General features: G+C 63.5%; 20 protein-coding genes and 1 pseudogene. 14 read left to right on the plus strand and 7 right to left on the minus strand.

Annotated features, from left to right (window positions below; genetic code table 11):
• Positions 1-24: 24 nt before the first annotated feature.
• From OSH12_RS09685 to OSH12_RS09700, 4 genes and pseudogenes are all read left to right on the plus strand, one after another.
• Positions 25-1236 carry a DegT/DnrJ/EryC1/StrS family aminotransferase gene (locus OSH12_RS09685; RefSeq protein ID WP_266343307.1) on the plus strand — a complete coding sequence of 404 codons (1212 nt, stop codon included), beginning with the start codon at positions 25-27 and terminating at the stop codon, positions 1234-1236.
• 7 nt (positions 1237-1243) lie between these two features.
• Positions 1244-2209 (plus strand): ATP-grasp domain-containing protein, encoded by a 966-nt coding sequence (locus OSH12_RS09690; RefSeq protein ID WP_266343308.1) that lies wholly within the window; start codon positions 1244-1246, stop codon positions 2207-2209.
• A gap of 12 nt (positions 2210-2221) precedes the next feature.
• Positions 2222-2968 carry an HAD family hydrolase gene (locus OSH12_RS09695; RefSeq protein ID WP_266343309.1) on the plus strand — a complete coding sequence of 249 codons (747 nt, stop codon included), beginning with the start codon at positions 2222-2224 and terminating at the stop codon, positions 2966-2968.
• A 119-nt stretch (positions 2969-3087) separates the two neighbouring features.
• A pseudogene (locus OSH12_RS09700) lies at positions 3088-4356 on the plus strand (lipopolysaccharide biosynthesis protein); the annotation flags it as partial.
• A 66-nt stretch (positions 4357-4422) separates the two neighbouring features.
• Here the strand turns inward: OSH12_RS09700 and OSH12_RS09705 are convergent.
• Positions 4423-5511, minus strand: coding sequence for a glycosyltransferase family 4 protein (locus OSH12_RS09705; protein WP_266343368.1), 1089 nt, complete (start codon positions 5509-5511; stop codon positions 4423-4425).
• 345 nt (positions 5512-5856) lie between these two features.
• Here OSH12_RS09705 and OSH12_RS09710 point away from each other — a divergent pair, with 345 nt between their 5' ends.
• The 5 genes from OSH12_RS09710 (at position 5857) to OSH12_RS09730 (ending at position 13213) form a co-directional block, all read left to right on the plus strand.
• Complete coding sequence (locus tag OSH12_RS09710; protein ID WP_266343310.1) at positions 5857-7065, plus strand: glycosyltransferase family 4 protein; 1209 nt, start codon at positions 5857-5859, stop codon at positions 7063-7065.
• Entirely contained in the window at positions 7062-7985 is a 924-nt protein-coding gene (locus tag OSH12_RS09715; protein ID WP_323180629.1) for a sulfotransferase family protein, read from the plus strand. Before OSH12_RS09710 ends, OSH12_RS09715 begins: the two co-directional genes overlap by 4 nt.
• 218 nt (positions 7986-8203) lie before the next feature.
• Entirely contained in the window at positions 8204-10375 is a 2172-nt protein-coding gene (locus OSH12_RS09720) for a polysaccharide biosynthesis protein (RefSeq protein ID WP_266343311.1), read from the plus strand.
• Entirely contained in the window at positions 10372-11844 is a 1473-nt protein-coding gene (locus OSH12_RS09725) for a hypothetical protein (RefSeq protein ID WP_266343312.1), read from the plus strand. Before OSH12_RS09720 ends, OSH12_RS09725 begins: the two co-directional genes overlap by 4 nt.
• Positions 11845-12076: 232 nt before the next feature.
• Positions 12077-13213, plus strand: a complete 1137-nt coding sequence (locus OSH12_RS09730) for a glycosyltransferase (RefSeq protein WP_266343313.1) — start codon at positions 12077-12079, stop codon at positions 13211-13213.
• A 143-nt stretch (positions 13214-13356) separates the two neighbouring features.
• Here OSH12_RS09730 and OSH12_RS09735 read toward each other — a convergent pair whose 3' ends face one another.
• The 6 genes from OSH12_RS09735 to OSH12_RS09760 all read right to left on the minus strand — a co-directional run bounded on the left by OSH12_RS09735 (position 13357) and on the right by OSH12_RS09760 (position 20383).
• Positions 13357-14877 carry an amidohydrolase family protein gene (locus tag OSH12_RS09735; protein WP_266343314.1) on the minus strand — a complete coding sequence of 507 codons (1521 nt, stop codon included), beginning with the start codon at positions 14875-14877 and terminating at the stop codon, positions 13357-13359.
• 33 nt (positions 14878-14910) lie between these two features.
• Entirely contained in the window at positions 14911-15789 is an 879-nt protein-coding gene (locus OSH12_RS09740; protein WP_266343315.1) for an ABC transporter permease, read from the minus strand.
• Positions 15786-16733 (minus strand): ABC transporter permease, encoded by a 948-nt coding sequence (locus OSH12_RS09745; RefSeq protein ID WP_266343316.1) that lies wholly within the window; start codon positions 16731-16733, stop codon positions 15786-15788. The genes OSH12_RS09740 and OSH12_RS09745 overlap by 4 nt, the downstream gene beginning before the upstream one ends.
• An 83-nt stretch (positions 16734-16816) precedes the next feature.
• The gene (locus OSH12_RS09750; RefSeq protein WP_266343317.1) at positions 16817-18448 is read right to left on the minus strand and encodes an ABC transporter substrate-binding protein; all 1632 of its coding nucleotides are present in this window, start codon (positions 18446-18448) and stop codon (positions 16817-16819) included.
• 19 nt (positions 18449-18467) lie between these two features.
• Positions 18468-19313 (minus strand): ATP-binding cassette domain-containing protein, encoded by an 846-nt coding sequence (locus OSH12_RS09755; RefSeq protein WP_266343318.1) that lies wholly within the window; start codon positions 19311-19313, stop codon positions 18468-18470.
• A complete protein-coding gene (locus OSH12_RS09760; RefSeq protein WP_266343319.1) occupies positions 19310-20383 on the minus strand; it encodes an ABC transporter ATP-binding protein in 1074 nt (357 codons plus the stop codon). The genes OSH12_RS09755 and OSH12_RS09760 overlap by 4 nt, the downstream gene beginning before the upstream one ends.
• A 645-nt stretch (positions 20384-21028) precedes the next feature.
• Between OSH12_RS09760 and OSH12_RS09765 the strand changes: the two genes are divergently transcribed.
• From OSH12_RS09765 to OSH12_RS09785, 5 genes are all read left to right on the plus strand, one after another.
• A complete protein-coding gene (locus tag OSH12_RS09765) occupies positions 21029-22210 on the plus strand; it encodes a tyrosine-type recombinase/integrase (protein WP_266343320.1) in 1182 nt (393 codons plus the stop codon).
• A complete protein-coding gene (locus tag OSH12_RS09770) occupies positions 22176-23129 on the plus strand; it encodes a hypothetical protein (RefSeq protein ID WP_266343321.1) in 954 nt (317 codons plus the stop codon). The genes OSH12_RS09765 and OSH12_RS09770 overlap by 35 nt, the downstream gene beginning before the upstream one ends.
• A 179-nt stretch (positions 23130-23308) precedes the next feature.
• Positions 23309-23503, plus strand: a complete 195-nt coding sequence (locus OSH12_RS09775; RefSeq protein ID WP_266343322.1) for a helix-turn-helix transcriptional regulator — start codon at positions 23309-23311, stop codon at positions 23501-23503.
• Positions 23504-23619: 116 nt separating this feature from the next.
• Positions 23620-24354, plus strand: a complete 735-nt coding sequence (locus OSH12_RS09780) for a hypothetical protein (protein WP_266343323.1) — start codon at positions 23620-23622, stop codon at positions 24352-24354.
• Positions 24351-24755 (plus strand): helix-turn-helix domain-containing protein (locus OSH12_RS09785; RefSeq protein ID WP_266343324.1); only part of this gene is annotated, 405 nt, incomplete at its 3' end. The genes OSH12_RS09780 and OSH12_RS09785, both read left to right, overlap by 4 nt.

Here is a 24755-nt window from a genome sequence, read left to right on the forward strand (position 1 = left end):
GCCGAACGCCCGAGGAGGTCCGTCGTGAATCGTTGGCCCCATTATGACGAGGAACAGATCGAAGACGTTGTCGCCGTGCTGCGGTCGGGCAAGGTCAATGCCTGGACCGGCAACAAGGTTGGCGCCTTCGAACAGGCCTATGCCGAAAGGATTGGCCGCCGCCATGCGATTGCGCTCGCCAATGGCACGGTCGCACTCGACGTCGCGCTCCATGCCATCGGACTTCAGCCGGGCGACGAGGTGGTCGTCACCCCGCGCAGCTTCGTCGCCTCGGCCGCCTGTGTGCCGATGGCTGCCGGCATTCCGGTGTTCGCCGACGTTGATCCGGATAGTCAGGCCATGACTGCCGAGACGATCGCAGCCGTGCTGACGCCGCGAACCCGGGCGGTGATTGTCGTGCATCTCGCGGGCTGGCCGGCCGACATGGAGGCTATCCTGCGTCTGGCGCGCGAACGTGGCTTGGTCGTCATCGAGGATTGCGCGCAGGCTCACGGAGCCGAAATCGCCGGTCGGCCGGTCGGCAGTTTCGGCGATATCGCGGCCTTTTCCTTCTGCCAGGACAAGATCATCACGACGGGCGGTGAGGGCGGCCTATTGGCGATGGACGACGACCGCCTCTGGAACCGGGCCTGGAGCCGGAAGGACCATGGCAAAAACCACGAGACGGTCTTCCAGCCGGCGACGGCGCCGGGCTTCCGCTGGCTGCATGAGAGCTTCGGTTCCAACTACCGGATGACGGAAATCGAGGCTGCGATCGGATTGCGGCAGTTGACCCGACTTGCCGGCTGGCATGACCAGCGAACGCGGAATGCCGCCATTCTGATGCAGGCTTTCAAGGACGTTCCTGGGCTGAGGACGCCCATTCCGCCAGCCGATATCCGTCACGCCTGGTATCGCTTCTACACGTTCGTGCGGCCTGAGCAGTTGAAGCGCGGCTGGGATCGCGATCGTATCCTGGCTGCGGTCGTGGCTGAAGGCGTCGCCTGTTTCACCGGTAGTTGCCCGGAGATCTATCGGGAGAGTGCCTTCGTCGAGCATGGATTTGGCCCGGGCGAACCGCTTCCCGTCGCCGCGGCGCTCGGTGAGAACAGCCTCGCCTTCCTGGTGGACCCCTGTCAGGACGCCGCCGCGATGCAGCGGGTGGCGGAGGCGGTCGTCAAGGTGATGAAGGTCGCGACGGACGAATCCGCGACGAGTCCGGCCAGCGGCGGGTTGCGCCGTGAGGCGGCGGAATAGGATCGGCATGAAGCATCTCACCATCCTGATTTCGTCGGCAGGCAGGCGCGTCGGGCTGATCGAATGCTTTCGCCAGTCGGCGGCGACGGCCGGCATCTCGCTCGATGTCCTGGCCTGCGACATGGATCCTGGCATGAGCGCGGCCTGCAGCGCGGCGGACGGCGCCTTTGCGGTGCCGCCCTATGGCGACCCGGCCTTCGTCGACGCCATGATCGAGATCGTGCGTAATCATAAAGTCGATCTGGTGGTGCCGACGATCGATCCGGAACTCACGCCGCTGGCGGCCTCGCTGGACCGGTTCGAGGCGCTCGGCGCGCGCGTTCATGTCAGCCCACCCTGCGTGATCGACCTGGCGCGCGACAAGCTCAGGACAGCCGAAGTGCTGGGGGCAGCCGGCGTCCCGGTGCCGTGGACCGTGCCGTTCGAGGTCGGCCGCGTTGCGACGGAGTTGTCGAATGGGCCGGCCTTTTTGAAGCCATCGGCCGGCAGCGCGAGCCGTGGCATCCGGATCGTCAACGGTCCGGACGATCTGCCCGACGCGGCTGACGAACCCATGGTGTTGCAGCAACTGCTGGTGGGGCCAGAATTCACGGTGAACCTGTTTGTCGATCAGGCTGGCGTGATGCGCAGTGCCGTGGCCCATCGGCGGCTGCGGGTGAGGGCGGGGGAAGTCGAGAAGGGCCGCACGGAGCGCGATCCGATGTTCCGCAGCCTTGCCGAGGGCGTAGCGCGGGCCCTGCCCGAGGCGCGGGGCGTTCTCTGCTTCCAGGTCATTGTCGACAGGGAGACGGGGCCGCGCGTGTTCGAAGTCAACGCGCGCTTCGGCGGCGGCTATCCGCTCGCCCACCATGCGGGAGCCGAATATGCGCGCTGGTTGCTCGAGGAAGTAGCTGCGCTGCCTTCGACCGCGCACGATGACTGGCGCGCCGGGGTGCTGATGCTGCGATACGACGCCGCGATCTTCGAGGGATGAAGGGAGACAGAGATGGTAACGCCCATGCTGATCGTCTTCGATCTCGACGACACGCTCTATCTGGAGCGAGATTTTGTGCGCAGCGGCTTCGCGGCCGCCGACGCTTGGCTGCATCGCCAGGCCGGCGTGCCGGGGCTCGCCGAGGCTTGCCGCATCCTCTTTGATGCGGGACTGCGGACGCACCTGTTCGATGAAGCACTCGATCGTCTGGGCGTTGCGAGCGATCCGTCGCTGGTGGCGCGACTGGTCGATATCTACCGGACGCACGAACCAAGCATCGCGCTCGCGGCCGATGCCGCGCGCTATCTCGCCGGGCGGGATGGCTCGATACCGACCGCCCTGATCACGGACGGCCCGACCGCCACGCAACAAGCCAAGGTGCGGGCGCTCGGTCTGGACCAGCGCCTCGACTTCATCGTCTGCACCGGATCGCTCGGGCCGGGACGGGGCAAGCCGCATCCGCTTGCCTTTGAGCGGGTCGAGGCCTGGGCCGCATCCTATGGCCTGCCGTTCGTCTATGTCGCCGACAACCCGCTCAAGGATTTCGTGGCGCCCCGGTCGCGTGGCTGGTGGACCGTGCAGATCGAGCGCGCCGAGCGTGTCCACCATGTCGATGCACCGGATGCGGCGCATGAAGCCCATGCCCGGATCGCAAGCCTCGACGAACTCGACGTCTGCCTGGAACGATTTCAGTCCGTTGGAATGGGGCGTGTAAGGCCTTTCCCGACTGATGCGGCCGGCCGAATACCTATTTCGTAGATCGCGCGCCTTAGGACGACGGAGACGCTCCCTCAAGTCGAGGACATCTCGTGACACCAGCCGGCATCGTTCGAAAGCTTGGCCATCGCGCCCGCCGGTTCTGGCAGGCGAAGGGGGCAATGCGCACCCGACTCCTCAATATCGGCCATCTTCTGACCGGCAATCTCTTCGGTTCGCTGATCGGCATGCTGGCCTTCGTCGTCACGGCGCGCGCGCTCGGCCCGACTGAATACGGCGTGCTCGCCTTGACCTACAGCTACACCAGGGCGGTCGAGCGGCTCATCTCGTTCCAGTCCTGGCAGCCGCTGATCAAATACGGCGCTGAACTGCAAGGACCCGAGCATCGGGACGACTACCGTTCGCTGCTCAAATTCGGTCTCGTCGTCGACATGTCGGCGGCGGTGATGGCCTATCTTGTTTCGATCGGACTGGCGCTGCTTTTTGGACCGCTGATGGGTATCAGCGATGAAGCGCTTCAGCAGGTGTTGATCTATTCGACGGTGCTGCTGTTCCAGATCAACGGATTGCCGACGGCCGTCATCCGACTGGCGGGGCGGTTCCGGCTGGTGGCCTACGGGACGCTGGTGGGCAGTCTCGTGCGTCTTTCGCTTTGTACTATCGGCCTGATGCTTGGGTCTGATCTGCTCTATTTCGTCATCGTCTGGACCGTGACCCAGATCATCGGGGCTCTGTCGCTGCTTTTCTTCGCCTTCATGGAATTGCGACGGCAGGGCGTACATAGTTTGGCAACCGCGCCGCTGCGCGGCGTGACCAAGCGCTTCAAGGGGCTGGTATTCTTCACTGTCGGCAGCAATGTCGAGCTCACCTTGCGCTCCAGCGCCAATGAGTTGGATACACTGCTGGTCGGCATGCTCGCGGATCCGACGGCGGCCGGGCTCTACCATATCGCCAAGCGCATGGGCCGACTGGTGCTGCAACTGGGCGTGCAGGTGCAGGCGGTGCTCTATCCCGACGTCGCGCGGCTCTGGGCGCAGCGAGCCCTGGGGGAATTTCGCAGCACCATCTTGCAGATGGAGATCATGCTGCTGGTCTTCGGACTGTTGGTCCTGACGCTGACCGCGCTCTTCATCCATCCGCTGCTTTACTGGACCGCCGGCCCCAAATTTGTCGCAGCGGCGCCTCTGGCGGTGGTTCAGATGCTGGCCGTGGCCATGCTGTTGAGTGGTGGCGCGGTTCGAACAGCCCTTCTCGCCATGGGGCGTCAGCCCGCTATCCTGAAGATTGTCCTCGTGGCGACGATCGCCTTTCAGGTGACCGCGTTCTCGGTGATTCCACTGATTGGAGCCATGGGCGCGAACATCGCTCACGTCGTCATGGCGACGATCCTCCTGTCGGGCTTGATCATCGTCTATCACAGGGCTATCGCATCGGAGACCCTAGCTGATACGCCGCCAATGCCGGCGGCGGAAGGCGATGCGGCTAACGAGGAAGCCTCAACCGGGCCCTTGGCGCGCAACGGCCGCCCGGATGACCTCGTCCCATCGCTCCATGATCCGCTCGCTCGTGAACCGCAGGGCCGAATGCGCCGCGCCGTCGCCGAGTTGCCGGCGCAGGCTCTCGTCCCCGATAAGCCGTGAGAACGCGGTTGCGAGGGCATCCACGTCGCCACTCGGCACCAGCAACCCATCCTCGCCATCGGTGATCATCTCACCGGGGCCGAACCGGCAATCAAAGGCAATGACCGGCAGCCCCGCCGCCATCGCTTCCATCAGGACGATTCCCCAGCCCTCATAGCGAGACGACAGGACGAACACATCCGCCGTCTCGATCCAGACTCCGGGACGTTCGCTCACGCCGGGAAACAGCACCCGATCGCGAAGACCGAGTTTGTCGCGCTGCGCCGTCAACCGATTCCGCTCAGGGCCTTCGCCCCAGATGACTAGGCTCCAGTCGGGATGCGTGGCCGCGATGCGGGCAAAGGCGTCGAGGAGAAGATCGAAGCCTTTCTGGGGGACCAGGCGACCGACAGCGGCGACGATCTTGTTTCCACGATTGGGCTGGAGGTCCGTTGGCAGATTGACCTGGTTCGGGATGACCCAGTCGCGTGCGCGCAGTTTGGGTGGAAAGAGATTCATCGCGCCCTTGGTCATCGTGACGAGGCCGAAAGCGCTTGGATAGAGCCGCCGACGAAGCCAGGACCATGTCGGGCCGACAGTTTGGAGTTCCGGGTTGTTGCGCTCCGAAACGATGACCGGAATGCCGAGGTCCCTTGTCGCCAGCAGCGTCAGGACATTGGTCCGAGTCAGGAAACTGATGATCAGATCCGGCGATCCCAGTTGGAATTCGCGGCGAAGAAGGCGCACCCGCTTGGCAGCCATCCATAACGCGCGGAGGAGGTGACTGCGTCTGACCGGGACATCAAGCCGTCGGATATCCACCCGGGGATCAATCGGATAGTAGGCCGGCGCCAAGCCTCCCTCGAGTGTCACGACCGATACATGCCAGCCGCGCTCGGCCCAGATGTTGGCAATGAAACTGACCACACCTTCGCTGCCGCCAGGCCCCAGTCCCGGCAGGACCATGGCGACGCGGAGTTTGGCTGTCACCGATGCGCCGTCGCCGATCGGGCGGGCAGGATCAGTGCCGGCCGTCGGAGCCAAGTCGATTGGCATGACGGCCCTTTCTTCGATTCCCGCTGGTCAGGGGGACAAGAGGATCACGGCCCGCTTCAGTCAATTTTACGGACCTCCGTAGCCATAACATGAGCGTAATCCGCCACGAACTCTGATTTTCCTGACCTGCCAAACGGCCTGCGCCATGGCTCAATCGCGAAGTTGAGTTCGTCTTGCGCCGCCGGAACGCAGTTCCTGCATCCGGTGGAATTTCTGTGTTGCACGACGGCCGTTTCCGGCCATGGGAAAGTCCATATGCGCGATGACCCCATCGTGGTCTGCTTTCCGTTCGTCGGCGACGAGATCGGGGGGAGCCACATCTCCGCGATCAAGCTGATCGAGGCCCTCAATCCGGGACATGTGCGGCCGCTTGTCGTGCTGCATGTCATGGATGGTCCGGTCGCCGCCTATCTGAAAGAACGAGGCGTGCCCTTCGTCGCCGCGCCCGCCGGTGCATGGCCCGCACGTGGCGGAAGTGGTGGCGGGGCTTCACGAGCGCTCGGCCAGACGTTCCTCGCCGTGGCCCCGCTGACGCGTTTCCTGAGGAGTCGGGGCGTCGACATCGTCCATACCAATGACGGGCGGACGCATGTTCTCTGGGCGCTGCCGACCCGTCTCGCGGGCGCTCGCCAGCTCTGGCACCATCGCGGCGATCCAGAGGCTCGCGGTGCCAATCTTCTGGCGCCGCTGCTGGCTAGCCATATCGTGACGGTGTCACGCTTTGCGCGACCGCGCCGCCCCATTCTCGGTGTCGGCCACAAGCTGTCCGTCGTGCATAGCCCGTTTGATCCACCGCAGGCCGTGGAGGACCGGGCAGATGCGCGGAGCGTACTGGTCAAGACGCTTGGCTGCCCTGCGGATACGGTCCTGCTCGGCTATTTCGGGCTGTTGATCGACCGCAAGCGTCCGCTTGGCTTTGTCGACGCCGTGGCCGCGTTCATCGGGCGTTATCCTGACATTCCCGTCATGGGCCTGCTCTTTGGCGTGCCGGGCCAGGAGGCGCCAAACCTTGATCAGGCTGTCCTGCAACGCGCGCAAGCGCTCGGCATCGGCGATCGCATACGTCTCATGGGATACCGCCAGCCGGTCGAGCCCTGGATGCAGGCCATCGATGTCCTGCTGGTGCCGGCTGTCCGCGAGCCGTTCGGCCGCACGCTGATCGAGGCGATGTTCCTGGGGACGCCGGTCGTGGCGACGGATGACGGAGGCAATCCGGAAGCGATCGAGCACGGCGTCAACGGCATCCTTGTGCGGCCGGAGACACCCGATGCCTTCGTCGAGCCGATCCATCGCTTGATCACCGACCTCGGCCACCGGTGCAGCCTCGTCGAGGCAGCCCATTCCCGAGCCTGCGCCACCTACGATGTCGAGACACATGTTGCCCGACTGACGGCGATCTACCAGAGGCTGAGGCGACGCGCCGACAGCGCATCCGTGAGTTCCGCGAGGAGAACCGCTCCATGAATCGGGACATGAGTCTGCAGAGCATTGATTTCCTGATCATCGGCGCGACCAAGAGCGCCACCACCTGGCTGCAGAGATCGCTTCAGGCCGATCCGACCGTCTTCATGCCGGACCCGGAGTTGCACTATTTCAGCCGGGAGTTCGAGCGCGGGGACGCCTGGTATCTCCGCCATTTTGATGAGGCAGCCGGCTTCCGCACGCTGGGCGAGAAATCCAACTCCTATCTCGAGGATGCGACGGCTGCGGAGCGCATTGCGCAAAAGCTGCCTCGCGCGAAGCTGGTGGCGCAGTTGCGCTCTCCCGTCGAGCGGGCCTATTCGGACTATTGCATGATGTACCGACGCGGCGAGGTCGGTCGTGACGTCGCCCGCTATCTGGATCCGCGTCGTCCGCAGGAGACCCGGCTCCTCAGGGCCGGCTTCTACTGCCGTCAGTTGCAGGTCTACTACGACCGATTTCCAGCGGAGCAATTGCTGGTCACCTTCTACGAGGCGATCCGGACCGGGGCCGAAGAACAACTCGCAACCGTTCGCACGTTTCTCGCTCTCCCTGCCGAGCAGACGTCGCAGTTCGTCCAGCGCAAGGTCAAGGACAAGACGACGCCGATGCTGAGTCCGAGGCTCCGCCGCATCCTGGGCCCCATGAAGCCGGTGGCCGCCCCGTTCCGCGCATCCAGCCTGTTCCGCAGCCTGCATTCGGCGCTTGCGGGGGAGATCCGCTACAGCCCGCTGCCCGAAGACGTGCGCAATCGCCTCGTCGACTACTATGCAAGCGACGTCGAGGCATTGGGGCGTCTCATCGGCCGCGATCTGTCGGGTTGGCTGCGAGGCGAGACGCCTGCGGAACCGCATGAGGGCACCGCACTACCTCCGCCTGCGCGAGGCAGTGAAAAACCCGGATCCACCGTAGGGTTTACCTGACAGTCGCTTCGGTTTCCCAATCCTATTCAAGTCGTTCTGCTTGTTTGAAGATGGTGTGTCCAGGCCGAGTTGTATTCGGCAAGACGTGACTGGGTGCGATTTTAGTCTCTTTCAAAATTGATCAAGAATCTGGCTGAATTGCTCCTCCAAAGTGATTTGGAGGTGGTTGTTTGTGTCTTTTCCGAATGGCCAGATCAATTATATTTGAGAGGTTCATCATGGTGGAGGACAAGCGGGTCGGTAGAGACCGGCCTCCGAGCTTGATTGGCGCGGCACGTCTTGATGGCGATTTCGGTGCGCTCCGGCGGCCGGACAAGCTTGGCGACGTCATCGCAGCATGGCTGGCTCGGGCCAGGACGAACTTTGCCTACAAGACCGTCCGATCGAAGGCCGCTTCGATCGTCAAATCGACCCTCCGCAATCGTCGTCTCTATGTCATTGACCTCGGCTTGACCGCCTTTGCCCTGATCCTCGCTGCCGTTCTGCGACTTGGGCCGTATGAAGTCTTTGCGACCCCCGAGCAGGTCAAGGCACTCGCCTTCATGACCGTCGTCTTCACCGCGATCTGCGCCGTGACATTTCCCGTCGCCGGCCTTTACAAGCGCAACTGGAAATACGCATCCATCCTCGATTACCTCATCTTGATCCGTGCGACGTTGATCGCTTCGCTGGTCCTGACGGCTTGCCTGTTCTTCTATTCACGCCTGGCCTTCGTACCGCGCTCGACGATCGCCATCGAGGTCATGACGCTGGTATCCTTTCTGGCGGCGACGCGGCTCAGCTTCCGGCAGCAGGACCTCAAGACGTTCATGCCGTCGCTGCGCGGCGGGACGATGATGCGAACCGATGCACTGGTTCCGATCCTCCTGGTAGGCGCCGGCGACGAAGCCGATCTCTATTTGCGCGCCTTGCAGCGCGATCGCACGTCCTCGTATTTGCCCGTAGGTTTCCTCGACAACGCCTCGTCGGAGGATGGCACCATGTTGCGGGGCGTGCCGGTGCTCGGCACGACGCAGGATTTCGAGGCCGTCCTGGCGGATCTCGAATCCCGCAACCAGCGACCACGGCATCTCATTTTTACCGCACCGCTCTCGTCGTTTGATGCACAGGTTGCCGAGACGCTGATTGATCAGGCGGATCGTCGCGGACTGGCGGTGTCGCGGCTCAACCCCGTCACAGAGCTGCGCAATCCCCGTGTGACGGACCAGTTCGAACTGCGTCCGATCGAGCTCACGGATCTGCTGGAGCGGCCACAGGTGGCGCTCGACGTCGCGACCCTGCGGCAATTCATCTATGGACGACGCGTGCTGGTAACAGGCGCTGGTGGGTCGATAGGGAGTGAGTTGACCCGGCAGGTCGCAGCGCTCGGCCCCTCGTGTCTCGTGGTCCTGGATAGCTGCGAGTTCAATCTCTATTCGATCGATCTCGAGCTTGCCGAAAGCTTCCCGAACCTGCTCCGTTCGACGCATCTTTGCGACGTGAGGGACCCCGCCCGCGTGAACGAACTGTTTGCGCAGCATAGGCCCGAACTGGTGTTCCATGCCGCTGCGCTGAAGCATGTGCCCATGGTGGAGCTGAACCCCTGCGAAGGCGCGCTCACCAACGTATGGGGCACGATGAACGTGGCCGAGGCGGCCAAGCGTTGGCGCGCGCTCGGCATGGTGCAGATATCGACGGACAAGGTCGTGAATTCCACCAGCGTCATGGGCGCGACCAAGCGGCTCGCGGAACTCTTCTGCCAAGCGCTCGACCTCGAGGGGATGCAAGAGGCCGGCTCGCCGCGTTTCATGACGGTTCGTTTCGGCAATGTGCTGGGTTCGAGCGGATCGCTGATCCCGCTATTCAAGAACCAGTTGGCGCGCGGCGGTCCGCTTACCGTCACGCATCCGGAGATGAAGCGCTTCTTCATGACGATCCGCGAAGCGGTCGAATTGACGCTGCAGGCCTCGGCCTACGGGCTGGAAAAGAATCTGGGCCAGGGCGAAATCTTCGTGCTCGACATGGGCGAGCCGATCCGGATCGTCGATATAGCCCGGCGGATGATCCGTCTCGCGGGCTATACGCCCGACGAGGATGTGAAGATCAAGATCGTCGGCTGCCGGCCGGGTGAAAAGCTGTTCGAGGAGCTTTTTGACGAGTCCGAACGGCGCGTGACGCCACCCGTTCCGGGTGTCCTCGGCGCTGTGCCGACGCCGGTGCCGCTGCCGGTGCTTTACGCGGCTTTCGAAGCGTTGCACCGCTATGCAGAGCGGGGAGACTGCGAGAGCCTTTTTGGCGTTATCCGCAGCATCCTGCCGAACTTCCATGCCGAGGACGACCTGCCGGCAATGCCGCCGGAAATCGCGGCGATGGCAAATGCTCATGGCGCTTCGCAAGTCGCGGCCCGATGATCCGTTCGCCGGAGGCGTCACGGCGCGGTGATTGTCTTCGCGTGGTGCGATGGATCGCGATCCTGCTCGCCTGCGGTGCATTTCTCACACGCCCGGCCATGGCCTACGACCCGGCGCTCGCCGATCGCGCCAAGGCGGCGCTGACACAGGCGGCGGGCGTCTTCGCAAACAAGCTCTCCCTGAACGGTGCCTATGTCTGGGAGTATTCGCCTGATCTCAGCGTGCGCAGGGGGGAGGGAAAAGTTGGCCCGACCGTCGGCTGGGTGCAGCCACCGGGAACGCCGGCTATCGGAGCGGCATTCCTGCGTGTGTATGAGGTCACCGGAGACGCCGCATGGCTGAAGGCGGCCAGGCAGGCCGCGGAGGCGCTGATCCAGACCCAACTTCTCTCGGGCGGCTGGTACATTGCCATCGAGATGGATCCGGTGGCGCGGCGCGACTGGTGCTATCGGGCAGGGGGGACAACGCCCGAAGCCTGCGCAGCCATCAAGGACAATCCGGCAAAGAACGAAACCCTGCTGGACGACGACACCACCCAGAGTGCGCTGCGCTTCCTGATCTGGCTCGACCAAGCCCTCGACGGCAAGGACGAGCCCGTGCGGGAGGCGATCCTCTACGGCATGGAGAAGCTTTCCACCGCGCAATATCCGAATGGCGCCTGGCCGGTGAGGATCGAGAAAAGGACCCGCTCCGATCGGATACCGAAAGCCGGTCGGGCGAGCTTGCCGGCGGACTGGCCGCGTCAATGGGTCAAGCCTTCTGACGGTCCTTATTACGTCATCAACGACAATCTCATCCGCGATACGGTGCATCTTCATCTGATCGCTGCCGACCGGTTTGGCGATCCGGCGTATGAGGCGTCCGCGGTCCGTGCGGGAGAATTTCTGCTCGCCGCGCAACTGCCTGAGCCGCAGCAGGGATGGGCCCAAACTTATGATCGCGACATGCGTCCGGTCTGGGGGCGCAAGTTTGAGCCGCCCGCTGTGACATCGCGGGAGAGCGGCGGCGCGGCGACCGCCCTGGTCGAACTCTACCAGCGCACCGGCGACGAGCGATTTCTCTCCGCCGCGCTAGGGGCAGTCGCGTGGTTGAAGGCGTCGCAATTGCCGGATGGCGATTGGGCGCGCTTCTACGAGCTCCGTACCAATCGCCCCCTCTATGTCGATAGTGACGAGAAGCTCACCTACGAACCTGTAAATCTGCTCGATCACTACAGCCTCAAGAGCACCGCGGACATTCCCGAGGCGATTAGGCTGGTGGACGCGGCGGCCGCGGGCAAGCTTCACCCGTTTCCGTTCTGGCCGTCGCCAGCGAATCGGCTGGCGCCGGCAGAGTTGGCCGGACGCGTGAGCGGCTTGGTCGACAGGATCGACAAGCAGGGGCGTTGGATCGAGGATGGCTGGATCCGGAGCGCTACCTTCGTCGACGCGGTCTTTTTGATTGCGCGCTATCTTCAGGAAAAGCCTTAGCCGTCTTCAGCAATTTGATGGAATCGCTATCCTATCATCGAGAAAATACGATCCCGATATGGCGATGGTCGCGTGACGCGATCCGCATAGCGGGGCAGCCGGACTGTGAAAATCTGCTAGATTGCCAATATCTAGCGTTCGACATGCCCCTATTGCGGTTAATCCAATGCTATTGGGTCCCTCTACAGTTGCGCTGACGACGGAAGCACGCCGGGATAGTCCATCCGAGCTCATGAAGGCACCGGGCTCGGCCATCTACGTCATCAATACGCTGTCGCGCGGCGGGGCAGAGCACGGACTGGTGACTCTGCTCGAGAATGGTTTCCTGCGTCAGTGCAACTTGACCGTCTTCGTTTTCGGTCGAGGCGACGGCGGACTTCGGCAGCGCATCGCGGATCTGGTCGGCGAAGAGCGGCTTGTTGAGGCCACGCAGGATGCCAGGCTCACCCTCGCGGGAATGATGCGGGGCGCCTTCGCATTGGCCAGGCTGATCCGTCAGGTTCGGCCGGAGGTGGTCATCCTCTCGCTGAAGCAGGCCAACATCATCGGGCGGGCGGTTCTGATGTTCAATCGCGACGTTCGGTGCGTGGCATTTGAACACATAGCGCGGCTGGAGCGGCGGCCGTCCGTTCATTTTTACCAGTTCCTCCTGCGAGCGCTCTCCATTCGTGTCGATGAAGTCTGGGCAGACTGTCCGACCACATTGCGGAAAACGCGGAGCTACTATCCCTGGCCAAGACAGAGGCGGGAGGCGGTCGTGCCGCTCTTCGTTGCGTCACGGGAGGCGGCGAAGTGCAATTACCGGATCACAGGCCCAATCAAGCTTGTGATGGCCGGCCGCTTTGTCCGCCGTAAGCGCTTCGATGTCGCGATCGATGCGTTGGCACTGCTCAAGTCCCGTGGCGTGGACGCCCGGTGCACGATCTTCGGCATCGGCCCGGAGGGACCGGCGATGCTCGCCAGGGCGGAGGCTGCGAATGTCGCGGATCGGCTGTGCCTCGCCGGCTTCGTCGACAAATGGTGGCGCGAGGCGGCCCAGCACGACATCTTTCTGCAGACGAGCGAGGCGGAGGGGTTCTGCCTCGTCGCCGCGGAGGCGATGATGGTCGGCCTACCCATGATCACCACCGTGGTCGGCGGCCTCAATGACTATTCGGCCCATGACCGGAATGCGGTGCATGTGCCGATCGGGGAGGCGGCGGCACTCGCCGATGCGATCGCCGAACTGGTTCCCGACGAGGCGCGCCGCCGCCGCATTGGGACCAGTGCTGCCGAGCAGATGGCCGAACTTTATTCCGCCGAGACGGCCCGGCGGACATTTCATGAAATCGATACCAGGCTGTTCGCGGCGTCGCCCGTGAAAGGTTGACAAGACCCAGCGATCTCCAGAAGCGGATGCGGAGATCGGGACGGCTGGTTGTGGAAGGCGAGCACGGTGGTGTCGAGATCGACCGTCGCGACGGCCGACCTCGGCGATGAGAAGCGTGCGCCCTTCGAACGGTATGGTGTTCCTCAGCCGCGAGTTGCGAAGGGCGGCACCCAGCGCATCATGCCGACGTCATGGGCGAGCGCCTTCTCGTACATGGCGCGATAATGCGGTAGCAGCCGCGCCGCATGTTCCTGGATGCGGCCGAAAGTGCTCTCGTGCTCGCGCATCGCCTCGCGGATCTCTGCCTTCAGCGCCGCCTCGTCGACGGTCAGGATCTTGCCGTCGCGCATGACGATCCGGCCGGCGACCATGGTCATCACCACCGAGGAGCCGTTCTCGGTGTAGACGAGCTGGCGCTTCAGATCGTTCAGCGGCGTGAAGGCGATGGTGTCGAGGTCGAGCAGGATAAGGTCGGCCTGATAGCCCGGCGCGATCCGCCCGATGCTCTTCGAAAGCCGCATCGACTGGGCGCCGCCGAGCAGGACGCAATCGAGGATTTCGTCCGCCTTCGGCCATAGCGTCCAGTCGGGCGTCGTGACCTTCTGGATCAGGCCGATCGTCTTGGCCGCCTGCCAGATATTGGCGCTGTCGTCGACGGCGGCCTCGTCGGTGCCGACCGCGATCGGGATGCCCGCGTCGCGCAGCGCCCGGAAGCGCATGACGCCGGAGCCGATCTTGAGGTTGGAGATCGGGTTGTGGCCCACGGTGCAGCCTGAATCGGCCATCAGCGCGATGTCGGCATCATCGACCCAGACGGCGTGAATGACGAATTTGCGCTCGTCCAGGCAGCCGAGATCATGCACGTAGCGGATCAGTGACTTGCCGTGGCGCACATCACCAAGCACGCGCTGCAGCCGGGTTTCCAGAATGTGAATGTTGAAGGGAAGGTCGTGCGTGCGGGAGAACTCGGTCAGCCCCTGCAGATATTCCGGCGTGACCCGCTGCGGCGCCGAGCACGAGGTCGAGCACATCAGCCGACCATCGGCCTGGCGATGCCAGCGGTCGACGAAGTCGCCATAGATCGAAAGCAGTTCGTCACCGCTCTGGATCGGAGCGCGACGCATCGCCTCCTTTTCGGACTCCGGCAACAGATCGGCGAGGAACGGGAATTTCTCGTATTCGAGGATGTTGGGCTGGTCGATGGCGACCGTCGCGCGGATGCCGGAATCGCGATAGGCATTCATGACGCCGTCGATGTTCTCGGGCAGCGGCGCCGGATTGAAGAAGGCGTCGTCATGCACGCTGGTGATGCCGAGCTTCAGCATCTCGATCGCGCCGAGCATGGCCCGCAGATAGTAGAGCCGTGCGCTCGCCGGCGTATCGCCCATCGGCGGCACTTCGTAGAGCATGAAGATCTCGAGCGGGAAATCCTCCAGCGCGCCCTTGAGCAAATTGGCCGGCGAGTGGAGATGCGCATTGATCAGGCCGGGCATCACCAGCTTGCCGGCGCCGTCGACGATCTCGAGATCGGTCAGGTGACTGACGTCGAGGTCCGGTCCGACGGCGGAGATTACATTGCCTTCGACGAGGACGTCGGCGCGGGCGTGTTCGGTGCGCGCGTCGTCGAAGGTGAGCACGCGGGCGTTGCGGATCAGGATGGGCATGTCAGTTCCACGAAGGTGAAAGGGGGACGTCGGTCAGGCGCCGAACGACGCGCGAATGCGGGGGTCGAGCGCGTCGCGCACACCGTCGCCAAGCAGGCTGCAGGCGATGACGAGCAGGCTGAGGCAGAGGCCTGGAATGGCGGCGACGTGCGGGGCGATGAAGATCACCGAGCGCCCCTCGGCCACCATGATTCCCCACTCCGCGCCGGGAGGCTGGACGCCGAGGCCGAGGAAGCTGAGGCCGGCGGCGGTGATCACCATGCTGCCGACGATCGTCGTCGCGTAGACGATGGCAGCCGACGCGACGTTGGGCAGCAGTTCGACGAACAGGATGGTGCGCACCGGCGTGCCGACGACACGCAGCGCCTCGACATAGGGCAGGCTCTTCTGCTCGACGGCCGCCTGGTAGACGACGCGCACATTGTAGGGCAGCAGCACGATGACCAGCGAGATCATCATGTTGCCAACGCCCGACCCGAGAAAGGCGGCGACCATGATGGCCAGCAGCGCCATCGGGAAGGCGAAGAGAACGTCCATGCCGCGCAGGATCCAACCGCCGGCACGGTCGTACCATGCCGCCAGCAGCCCGATCGGCAGCGCGATCAGCGCGCCGACGGCAACGGGTATGATGCCGGTGGCCAGCGTCAGCCGCGAGCCCCAGATCAGGCGCGAGAGGATATCGCGGCCCTGATGATCGAGGCCGAGCCAATGGCCGGCAGTGCCGGGAGCGCCGAGCCGCAGCATCGGATCCGCCTCGTTCGGCCCGAAGGGCGCGATGAGCGGGGCGAAGATCGCCGCGAAGACGAAGATGCCGAGGACGATCAGGCCGAAGAAAGCCCCCTTGTCGGAGGTGATGGCGCTCAACATGCCGAAGCGGGCCGGCCGCAGGGTGAGGGTGGTGGACTGGGTCATGTTGCGCGCTTCGGATCGAGGGCCGCGGCGATCAGGTCCGCGATCAGATTGCCGAATACAAAAACGGCGGCGATGGCGAGGACGGCGCCCTGCACGACAGGGAAATCACGCTGGATGATCGCCTGGTAGAGCTGGAGGCCAATGCCCGGCCAGTTGAAGACGATCTCGGAAAAGATGGCGCTGCCGAACAGATAGCCGATCTGCAGGCCCGAAATGCCGACATAGGTTGGCAGGACGTTGCGCACCGCCTCGACATAGACGATGCGGGGCCGGCTGAGGCCGCGCGCCTTGGCGGTCATGATGTAGGGCTGGTTCATCACGTCGATCATCCGGCCGCGCGTGACGCGGGCGACGACGGCGAGCGACGAGACCGCGGTTGTCACGGCCGGCAGGACGAGATGACGGAGGAGATCGGGAAGGCCGCCGGGATTGGCCATGTCGTACATGCCGGAGATCGGGAACAGGCGGAACTGCAGGCCGAAGAGATAGAGCAGCACGATGCCGAGCCAGAACGGCGGCACGCTGGCGAAAACGAGGGTGAGCAGGACGATCATGCGATCGAGTGGGCTGCGGTGATGGCCGCCGGACAGGGCTGCGAGCAGCAGGCCGAACACCAGCACCAGGGCGAAGCTGGCGCCCATCAGGATCAGCGATGCACCGATCTTGTCGAGGATGACGGTGAGGACGGGGACGCCCAGTGCGACGGACTGGCCGAGATCGCCGCGCGCCAGATTGCCGAGCCACGTGACGTACTGAACGAGGATGGGACGATCGAGGCCGAGAATGGCGCGCAGCGCCGCCACCCGTTCCTCGGTCGCATTGTAGCCGAGGATGGTTCGGGCCACGTCGCCGGGCACGAGTTGCAGGGCAACGAAGACGACGAAGGAAACGCCAAGCAGAACCGGGAGTGTCCCGAAAAGGCGGCGCAGGATCAACTTGGCCATGAAGTGTCGCTCTCGCATAGATCCGGGGATCGGGTCCGGGTGCCGCCCGCGCCATTTCGAGCGCGGGCGGGTGGCTCGGCGGACTATTCCTTGGTGATCGAGGTGAAGTCGGCCCAATGCTGCGGCGCCAGGACGAAGCCCTTCACGTTCGGGCGCATGGCATAGACCTGCAGCGGCGTGTAGACCGGGATGAAGGCGACATCGGCCGTCACCGCATCGCGCAGCTCGTGCAGCTTGGCGACCATGCCTTCCTCGTTCGGCGCGCTCCGGGCCTGTGCCAGGAGTTCGTCCATCTTCGGATTGTCGTAGTAGCCGGAGTTGAAGCCGTTCGGCGGCGTGGCAGCCTTGGAGACGACGAGGTCGAGCCAGTAGAAGCCGGTCTCGCCCCATGACACCTGCATGCAGCACGAGCCCTCGCGGATGCCCTTGGCCATCATGTCCCAATAGGTGCCGTTGTCGAAGGTCTCGATGCTGGCCTTGATGCCGATGCGGGCGAAATCGCGCTGGAGCCATTCAGCGTCGGCGCGGGTGTTGACGTCGCCGCCGCCGCCCATCGTCCAGTCGAGGCGGGTCTCGAAGCCGTTCGGGTAGCCAGCTTCCGCCAGCAGCTTCTTCGCGCCCTCGGGATCGAACGGCCAGTCACGATAGTCCGCATCCCATCCGGGACCGCCGAAGTTCAGGATGCCATAGGCCGGAACGGCCGTGCCGCGACGCAGGAACTTGGTCATGCCCTCGCGGTCGATGGCCATGGCCATCGCCTTGCGGACGCGAACGTCCTGCAGCGGCTTTTCCTTGAAGTTCAGCCAGATCGGATAGATCGTCGCGACCGGTCCCTTGACGATCGTCAGGCCCTGGGCTTCGAGATAATCGATGGAGTCGGGCGATGGCGTCGCGATCATGTCGACTTCGCCGCTCATCAGCGCCAGTTCGCGGGTCGAGACTTCCGGGATGCCGCGCAGTATCAGGCGATCGACCTTGGGCGCCCGCTTCGGATCCCAGTAGTTCGGGTTCTTGCTCAGGACCGTCTTTTCGCCGACGACCCGCTCGGTCAGCATGAACGGGCCGGTGCCGACCGCGTTCTGGCCGATTCCGTCATTGCCGAACTTCTCGATTGCCGCCGGGCTGATCATGCGCGGCGTGCCCGAACCGCCGGCAGCGAGTCGGCGCAGGAATTCCGAGTTGGGCTGCTTCAGCTTGATCTCGACGGTGTAGTCGTCAATGACCTTATAGCTGTCGAGATCGCCCCAGACCCATTGCAACATCGGTACGGCGCCCGGCTGGAAGTATTTGAACTTCGAGTCGAGCATGCGGTCCATGTTGAACTTGGCCGCCGCGGCGTTCCACGGCGTGCCGTCGTGGAATTGCACGCCCTGTCGCAGCTTGAACGTATAGGTCTTGGCGTCGTCGCTGACGGTCCAGGATTCGGCAAGCGCCGGTACGATCGGCGGGGTCGAGACCCCTTGCGCCAAAAGGTCTTCGGCGACGAACCCCTCATAGATATGCGACAGCGCCTTGAAGGTGTTCCAGGTGCCGGAGATATGCGGATCTAGCTTGGCCAGGTCGGCTTCGATGCCGATGGTCAGGACCGTATCGGCGGAAGCACGAGACATCGGCGTAAGGACGGTCGCCGCCGTCATCATCGCGCCGATCATGAGGCCGGACAAAGTCCGCCGCATCGTGACGGACGGCTTCAGCAAGGATGAGATCGAACTCATTGATTCTGCTCCATTCCTATCAGGGGATAACGCTGCTGGTTTCACTGGCCGCAAACCTCGCCCAGTCCGGGGTAGACCCGAGCCGGAGGACGCTGCGGAGCAGATTCTGGGTGTAGGCATGCTTTGGGGACTGCCAGATCTCGGCAGAGGTGCCGCGCTCGACGACGCTGCCCTTGAGCATCACGATGACCTGCTGCGACATGAACTCGATGAGCTTCAGGTCGTGGGTCACGAAGAAATAGGTGAGGCCCAGCTCGGCCTGCAGGTCGAGCAGCAGGTTCAGGATCTGCGCCTGCACCGAGACATCGAGGGCCGAGACCGGCTCGTCGAGGAAGACGAAGCGCGGTTCGAGCGCGAGCGCCCGCGCGATCGCCACGCGCTGGCACTGGCCGCCGCTGATCTCATGCGGATAGCGCGCCGCCTGGGCCGGATCGAGGCCGCACATTTTCATCAGCCGCGCCATGCGGTCTTCGGCTTCGGACCCGCCGACGCCGTAATTGCGCAGCGGCCGCTGGATATTCTGGCCGATTGTCCGGCGCGGGTTGAGTGACAGCAGCGGGTCCTGGAACACGACCTGCATGTTTCGGCGGAGCGCAGCGCGTTCCTTGCCGGCGACTTTCGCGACGTCCTGCCCGTCAAAGGTGACGCTGCCTTCGTCAGGCTCGATCAGTCCGACCAGCATGCGCCCCAGCGTCGACTTGCCGGACCCGGATTCGCCGACGCAGCCAAGCGTGGTACCGGGCTCGATGGCGAGATCGATGCCGTCGACGGCCATGTGGCGATGGCGTCCCTGGCCGAACAACCCACCATCGCCAGTAGCAAAGCTCTTTTGGAGGCCGCGGGCCTGAAGAAGGGGCGTGCTCATGGCGTGGCCATTCCCGGATCGAGGAGATGGCAGCGGGCGCGGACGCCGTCTTCGACGAGACGGAGAATCGGCCGCTGGCTGAGACAGGGTGCGAAGGCGAACCCGCAGCGCGGCGCGAAGCGGCAGCCATCGGCGTCCGGCGGCACCGGCTCCGGGAAGCCTGGGATAAAGGCGAGCCGGGCGGAGGGATGGTCTGGATCCGGAACCGATTGCAGCAGTGCGCCCGTGTAGGGATGGCGCGGGGCCGCGAGTACGGTGCCGACATCGCCGGTTTCCTGCACCTCGCCGCCATAGAGAACGACGATCCGGTGCGCGATGGCGCGGATTAGCGCCAAGTCGTGGCTGACGATCAGGATGGCGAGGCCGAGCTTGCGGTTCAGCTCATGCAGCAGAGCGAGGATCTGCGCCTGCACGGCGACATCGAGCGCGGTGGTCGGTTCGTCGGCGATCAGCAGGTCGGGTGAGCCGGCGAGCGCCATGGCGATGCAGATGCGCTGGCACATGCCGCCGGAGAGTTGGTGCGGAAAAGCGGCGGCGACCCGTTCGGGATCGGCAAAGCCCAATTGTTCCAGCAACGATCGGGCCTTGTCGGCGCGCCCCGCCGCATCGAGTTCCGGAGCGCAGGCGCGCAGCGTCACGTCCATCTGCTCGCGAATGCGGAAGCTTGGATTGAGGGCAGCGCGTGGCGACTGCGAGATGTAGCCGATGCGGCGGCCACGCAACTTGGCGATCTCCGCCTCGGGCAATTGCAGCAGGTTGCGGCGGTCGAAGACAATCTGGCCGGCAACGATCCTGCCGGGGGCAGGCACCAGGCCGAGCACCGAGAGCGCCGTGATCGATTTGCCCGAGCCGGATTCGCCCACCAGCCCAAGGATCTCGCCGCGCCGGACCGACAGGGCGACGTCGTTTACGGCACGCGAGATGCCACGACGCGTCCTGAAGTCGACGGTCAGTCCGCTGATGTCGAGCAGCCTGTCGTCGGGAGCACCGGACGTAGAAAGCTGGCCCGCCTTAATCTGGTTTTCGGCAGCGGAGCGTGTCGCGCCTCTGCCACTTGGATCATATGTCATGATCGCCGCAACGTTAGGAAGCGGCACGCCAACCGTTTGAAACCACCGCTTTCGAGGCGGTGACCGCGCTTGCAATCAACAAAAGCAGAAAGCGTGCCAACTCGACGAGGCACGGCCCGGCGGCGGGTTCGTCGGGGTTTGGCGAAACACACCGCGGCGACCGGAATGAGCGAGCACGGCGTGGGTTTGCCTAATTTCGCGCCGCAGCCTATTTTTTAGCCGGCGGGCATCCGTCCGGGAGTGCGGGCCATGACGGCGCGTCGCGTCAACGCGGCGCAGTCGCGATACTTTGGTGCAGACTTACCGCAGAATCTCGTGACGAGACGGTGGGTCGACGCTGGCAGGGGGGGGGGCGAGGCGAGGGGGATCAATTCCTGCGAAAATTGTGCGGCGGCCGCAATACGGCAGCGCATGTTTCGCTCAGGGCGCCTCAACAGGCGAGCGCGAAGGAGGTCGATCAGGACTTCGAAGGCTGAATGGTGCCGGCAGCAGGCAACGTATTGTAATATATATACATTTCATCGCCTATCAGACTAGATCAGACACAGCGGTACGCCTGGACGTTCTTGCTTCGTTCGGCAGCATGACCTATCACTGAATATCACTCCAGCGCAGAGCGAAGGGTGGATCGGGGGGTGGTCTGAAATGCCTCGTGGTTTGAACAAGCTGACGGCGATTTCCGTCCGTACCGCCGCGCCTGGCAAATACTCGGACGGCGGTGGGCTGTGGCTCTACAAGCGGCCCGACGGGGGAGGGCAGTGGTTCCTGCGCTTCACGATCCACGGCCGGCGCCGCGAGATGGGGCTGGGGTCGACGAGCGACGTTTCGTTGAAGAACGCCCGTGTGGCCGCCGACGCGGCAAGATCCATCGCCAAGGCGAACAAAGACCCTATCAAGGAGCGCGACCGCCAGTCTCGGGAGGCCGCTCGATCCATCCATGTCTTGAAGGACATCGCTCTGGACGCCTTCGAAAGTCGTAAGGCCGAGTTGAAGGGTGACGGCAAGGCGGGCCGATGGTTCACGCCGCTTGAGCTTCACGTGCTTCCGAAGCTGGGAAACATGCCGGTGGCCGAAATCGACCAGAAGGACATTCGCGATACGCTGGCGCCCATCTGGCACACGAAAGCGGACACGGCGCGCAAGGCGATGAACCGCCTTGGCCTTTGTCTGAAGCATGCCGCGGCGCTCGGATTGACCGTGGACCTGCAGGCGACTGACAAGGCCCGAGCGCTACTAGGGAAGACGCGGCACAAGTCCAAGAATATCCCCGCGCTGCCGTGGATAGAGGTTCCGGCTTTCTATGCCAGCCTCGACGCGGGCAGCGTGACACACCTCGCTTTGCGCCTACTCATTCTAACCGGTGCTCGGTCGGGACCGCTGCGGTTCCTCCAGGAAGCGCAGCTAGACGGCGATGTCTGGACAATACCCGGCGAGGCGATGAAGGGGCGCAGAGACCGGACGCCCGATTTCCGCATCCCCCTGTCAGTGGAGGCCATGGCGGTGATTGAGCAAGCGCGGCGTCATGCACGCGACGGCTACATCTTCCCGAGCGTCCGGAAGGGCGTAATTTCAGACGCCACCATGGCGCGCCACATGGAGCGCGAAGGGATGCAAGCTCGCCCTCACGGCTTCCGGTCCAGCCTGCGTGACTGGCTCGCCGAGACGACTGATGCGCCGCACGAGGTCGCCGAGACAATCTTGGGGCACACAGTCGGAGGAGCCGTCGAGCGGGCCTATCGACGGACGGATTTCCTGGAACAGCGCCGTATCCTTCTGGAGCGCTGGGGCCAGCATGTCACTATCGGAGTCGATTGTTCCTGCAAATGAGGATGGCATCATATTGAAATGGATATGGGACTACCCGATCGTAAAACTGGGTATCCATGAGTTTTATCAGGTGCCACGCAGAAACTATCGCGAATCCATGTGGTTGCGCGGGCCCGAGGATGACGTGGACGGATATGTGTTGATGCCTATCCGCCCGAAAGACGACAAGTTGGATTTCCCTGGGAATCCAACCTTGGAGTCCGTCGGCTCCACCATGCGTTCCGGCGTCGCAGTCTATTCGCACCGTGACGTCTTCGGCGCGGTACAAAACGGGGTGGCGGCGACCGACTTAGCCGTTTTCAACCCCATTGATCTCTATTTCGAGTGCGCTTTTGTCATGGGTGCTCACGGATGGGCGGAACCGGGTGGTGAACTATCGGACGAACTGCTTTCGAGAGTAATAGAGGTGGAAGGAATTGATTTCGTTGCAAAAGCGAAGAAGAGGTTCGGTGAAGCAGGGTGGTACGCATACGCGGGTGAGGTTGCGGCCCGCCATTTCGCTGCGCCGCTAAGTCGCCTTTGGTACGTCGCGAATCTGATGTCACTCTGTGTCGCACATAAGGACGACCTGCGGCTGGGCTACTTGTGGGCCGAGTATCGCATCAAGATGAGCTACGAGGTCTTTGCGCTTAGGCACATCGAAGTTAAAGAAAAAAACCGTGCAAGTGGCCTCAAAGGCGGGCAGGCTGATAAGAAGAGAGAGCGTTATCACGTTCTTGATCGGCTCGCTCGTCAACACGTCAAGGAACTGGCGTTTGCTTCGGACAGAGATGCTCTACGGATCGCCAGAAGGTTGACCGTCGAGCATGACGCCAAAGCCGACGCACCACTTTTTAGTGTCAATGGAAAAGCCCTAAGCCGCGATTGGCTTGACGAATGGCTAAGGCATTTCCGCCAGGCGGCCAGAGGCGTCGAGTAGTTTCAATTGCTTAGGAGCAAACGAACCAGTGGTTCCCTGATGCTTTCGTCATGAACCAGCGCTTATGGAGGCATCCCAGCCTAGGAGCGGTTCCATAGAAATATCGAGTAGAAGCGACGGCTCCCCGCTCGTTACATCGTTAGGTTCCACCTCGTATCAACCGAAGACGAGGCGAGACAATGGAACTCATCGATCCCCTTCTGACCGTCCGCGAGTGCGCCGCGATACTGCAGATGAGCGTTCCGACCTTCTGGCGTCGCGTCGCGGACGGCACGGTTCCCAAGCCGGTCAAGATTGGATCGCTCTCCCGGTGGCCCCGTTCTGAAATCACTGGTGTGATTGAGCAGGCCAAAGCTCGCCGCAACGTCGCCTAAGAAAAAGCCCCGCTGCCACTGGACGGGCCGAAGGCTATTCTGATCGCTCCTGGCATAGCCTTGACCGTCCTCTGGCGCAAAGCCACTGAGGTTCAGTCATGCAAGTGACAACACGAATGAAGCTCCTGCCGTCGGGTGCCAACGCTCCCCCAAAAGCGCAAAAGGCCGCGGCTGGTTGCACAGCGCGCGGCCTTCCGAATTTCGATCACCTTGGCGGGCTGATCAAATCGAAGGATAGCCAACCTGCCCTTCGCCTTCAAGCCAACTACCGCCATGAGGCGCAGCTCGGGCGTGACCCGGAGTGTTGCAAGGAAGACTCGTCGGGAAACCCCACGCGAGGCCGCTGTGTGCCGATCCAGGACTTCCGCGACCACTGCCGGCGCCTGGTTCTAAAGATCGACATCTGCCGCCCCGACCGGTCGGACTACATCGGCATGCCGCCTTCTCAAAGCATTGAGGAGGCCTTGGAAAACTGGCCGATGCTCGCGTTGGATCATCCCTCCGGGGAGCAATGGGCCGCTGACGTTCTGCCTGTTCTCGTATGCGTCATGAACAGCAACAGCGCGCGACGCACCCCGCCCGAAATTGTGGCGGCGAGCCTTCTGATCCTGCTGATTGAAGCTATCGAGCACCTGGCGGAACGCAAATTCGACTGCCTGGAAGCGGCGGCCTTCTCTGCCGTCGCAGCGTCTGGTGGGCGTGGGGCGACCGACGGCGCGTGGCTGAATGGGTTCCGCATGACCGAGCCAGCAGATCGGCGAAAGGATCGATCCGGCTGCCGCACGTTCGCCGAAGCTTGCGGAGCTCTCCCTGGCAATTTGCCGGATTGGACCGGAGGCGCCGCGGAATGACGCGCAAACACGACAGTCGAGGCCGCCGCCCCCACGGGCCACCCTATGTCCAGTTGTTTCACTGGATCCGGCTTACCGAGGCTTGGAAGTCACTCGCGCCCTATTCTCGGCTGCTCTACATCGAGATCCGAGGGCGTTTCAATGGCTCGAACAATGGCGATATCTCCATGAGCCATCGCGAAGCCGCGGAGATCCTTTGCTGCAGCGGCAGGCCAGTCAACGCGGGGTTCAAGGAACTGGAAGACCGGGGCTTTATTCGGCCAGTGCAGAGAGGCTCGTTCGGCTGGAAGGTACGAACCGGTGGCAAGGGACGGGCCACGATCTGGCGGCTCACCGAATTGCCGCAGGACATTCCGGTCTATAACGCCGCCCCAAGCTACGAGTTCAAGGTCTGGACCCCG

This window comes from Kaistia terrae (assembly GCF_026344005.1).
In the GTDB taxonomy this organism is placed as follows: Bacteria; Pseudomonadota; Alphaproteobacteria; order Rhizobiales; family Kaistiaceae; genus Kaistia; species Kaistia terrae.

Coding starts and splice junctions, on each gene's coding strand:
- OSH12_RS09690 (WP_266343308.1), top strand. CDS start 1,244: ATGAAGCATCTCACCATCCTGATTTCGTCGGCAGGCAGGCGCGTCGGG.
- OSH12_RS09695 (WP_266343309.1), top strand. CDS start 2,222: ATGGTAACGCCCATGCTGATCGTCTTCGATCTCGACGACACGCTCTAT.
- OSH12_RS09705 (WP_266343368.1), bottom strand. CDS start 5,511: ATGGTCCTGCCGGGACTGGGGCCTGGCGGCAGCGAAGGTGTGGTCAGT.
- OSH12_RS09710 (WP_266343310.1), top strand. CDS start 5,857: ATGCGCGATGACCCCATCGTGGTCTGCTTTCCGTTCGTCGGCGACGAG.
- OSH12_RS09715 (WP_323180629.1), top strand. CDS start 7,062: ATGAATCGGGACATGAGTCTGCAGAGCATTGATTTCCTGATCATCGGC.
- OSH12_RS09720 (WP_266343311.1), top strand. CDS start 8,204: ATGGTGGAGGACAAGCGGGTCGGTAGAGACCGGCCTCCGAGCTTGATT.
- OSH12_RS09725 (WP_266343312.1), top strand. CDS start 10,372: ATGATCCGTTCGCCGGAGGCGTCACGGCGCGGTGATTGTCTTCGCGTG.
- OSH12_RS09730 (WP_266343313.1), top strand. CDS start 12,077: ATGAAGGCACCGGGCTCGGCCATCTACGTCATCAATACGCTGTCGCGC.
- OSH12_RS09735 (WP_266343314.1), bottom strand. CDS start 14,877: ATGCCCATCCTGATCCGCAACGCCCGCGTGCTCACCTTCGACGACGCG.
- OSH12_RS09740 (WP_266343315.1), bottom strand. CDS start 15,789: ATGACCCAGTCCACCACCCTCACCCTGCGGCCGGCCCGCTTCGGCATG.
- OSH12_RS09745 (WP_266343316.1), bottom strand. CDS start 16,733: ATGGCCAAGTTGATCCTGCGCCGCCTTTTCGGGACACTCCCGGTTCTG.
- OSH12_RS09750 (WP_266343317.1), bottom strand. CDS start 18,448: ATGAGTTCGATCTCATCCTTGCTGAAGCCGTCCGTCACGATGCGGCGG.
- OSH12_RS09755 (WP_266343318.1), bottom strand. CDS start 19,313: ATGAGCACGCCCCTTCTTCAGGCCCGCGGCCTCCAAAAGAGCTTTGCT.
- OSH12_RS09760 (WP_266343319.1), bottom strand. CDS start 20,383: ATGACATATGATCCAAGTGGCAGAGGCGCGACACGCTCCGCTGCCGAA.
- OSH12_RS09765 (WP_266343320.1), top strand. CDS start 21,029: ATGCCTCGTGGTTTGAACAAGCTGACGGCGATTTCCGTCCGTACCGCC.
- OSH12_RS09770 (WP_266343321.1), top strand. CDS start 22,176: ATGTCACTATCGGAGTCGATTGTTCCTGCAAATGAGGATGGCATCATA.
- OSH12_RS09775 (WP_266343322.1), top strand. CDS start 23,309: ATGGAACTCATCGATCCCCTTCTGACCGTCCGCGAGTGCGCCGCGATA.
- OSH12_RS09780 (WP_266343323.1), top strand. CDS start 23,620: ATGAAGCTCCTGCCGTCGGGTGCCAACGCTCCCCCAAAAGCGCAAAAG.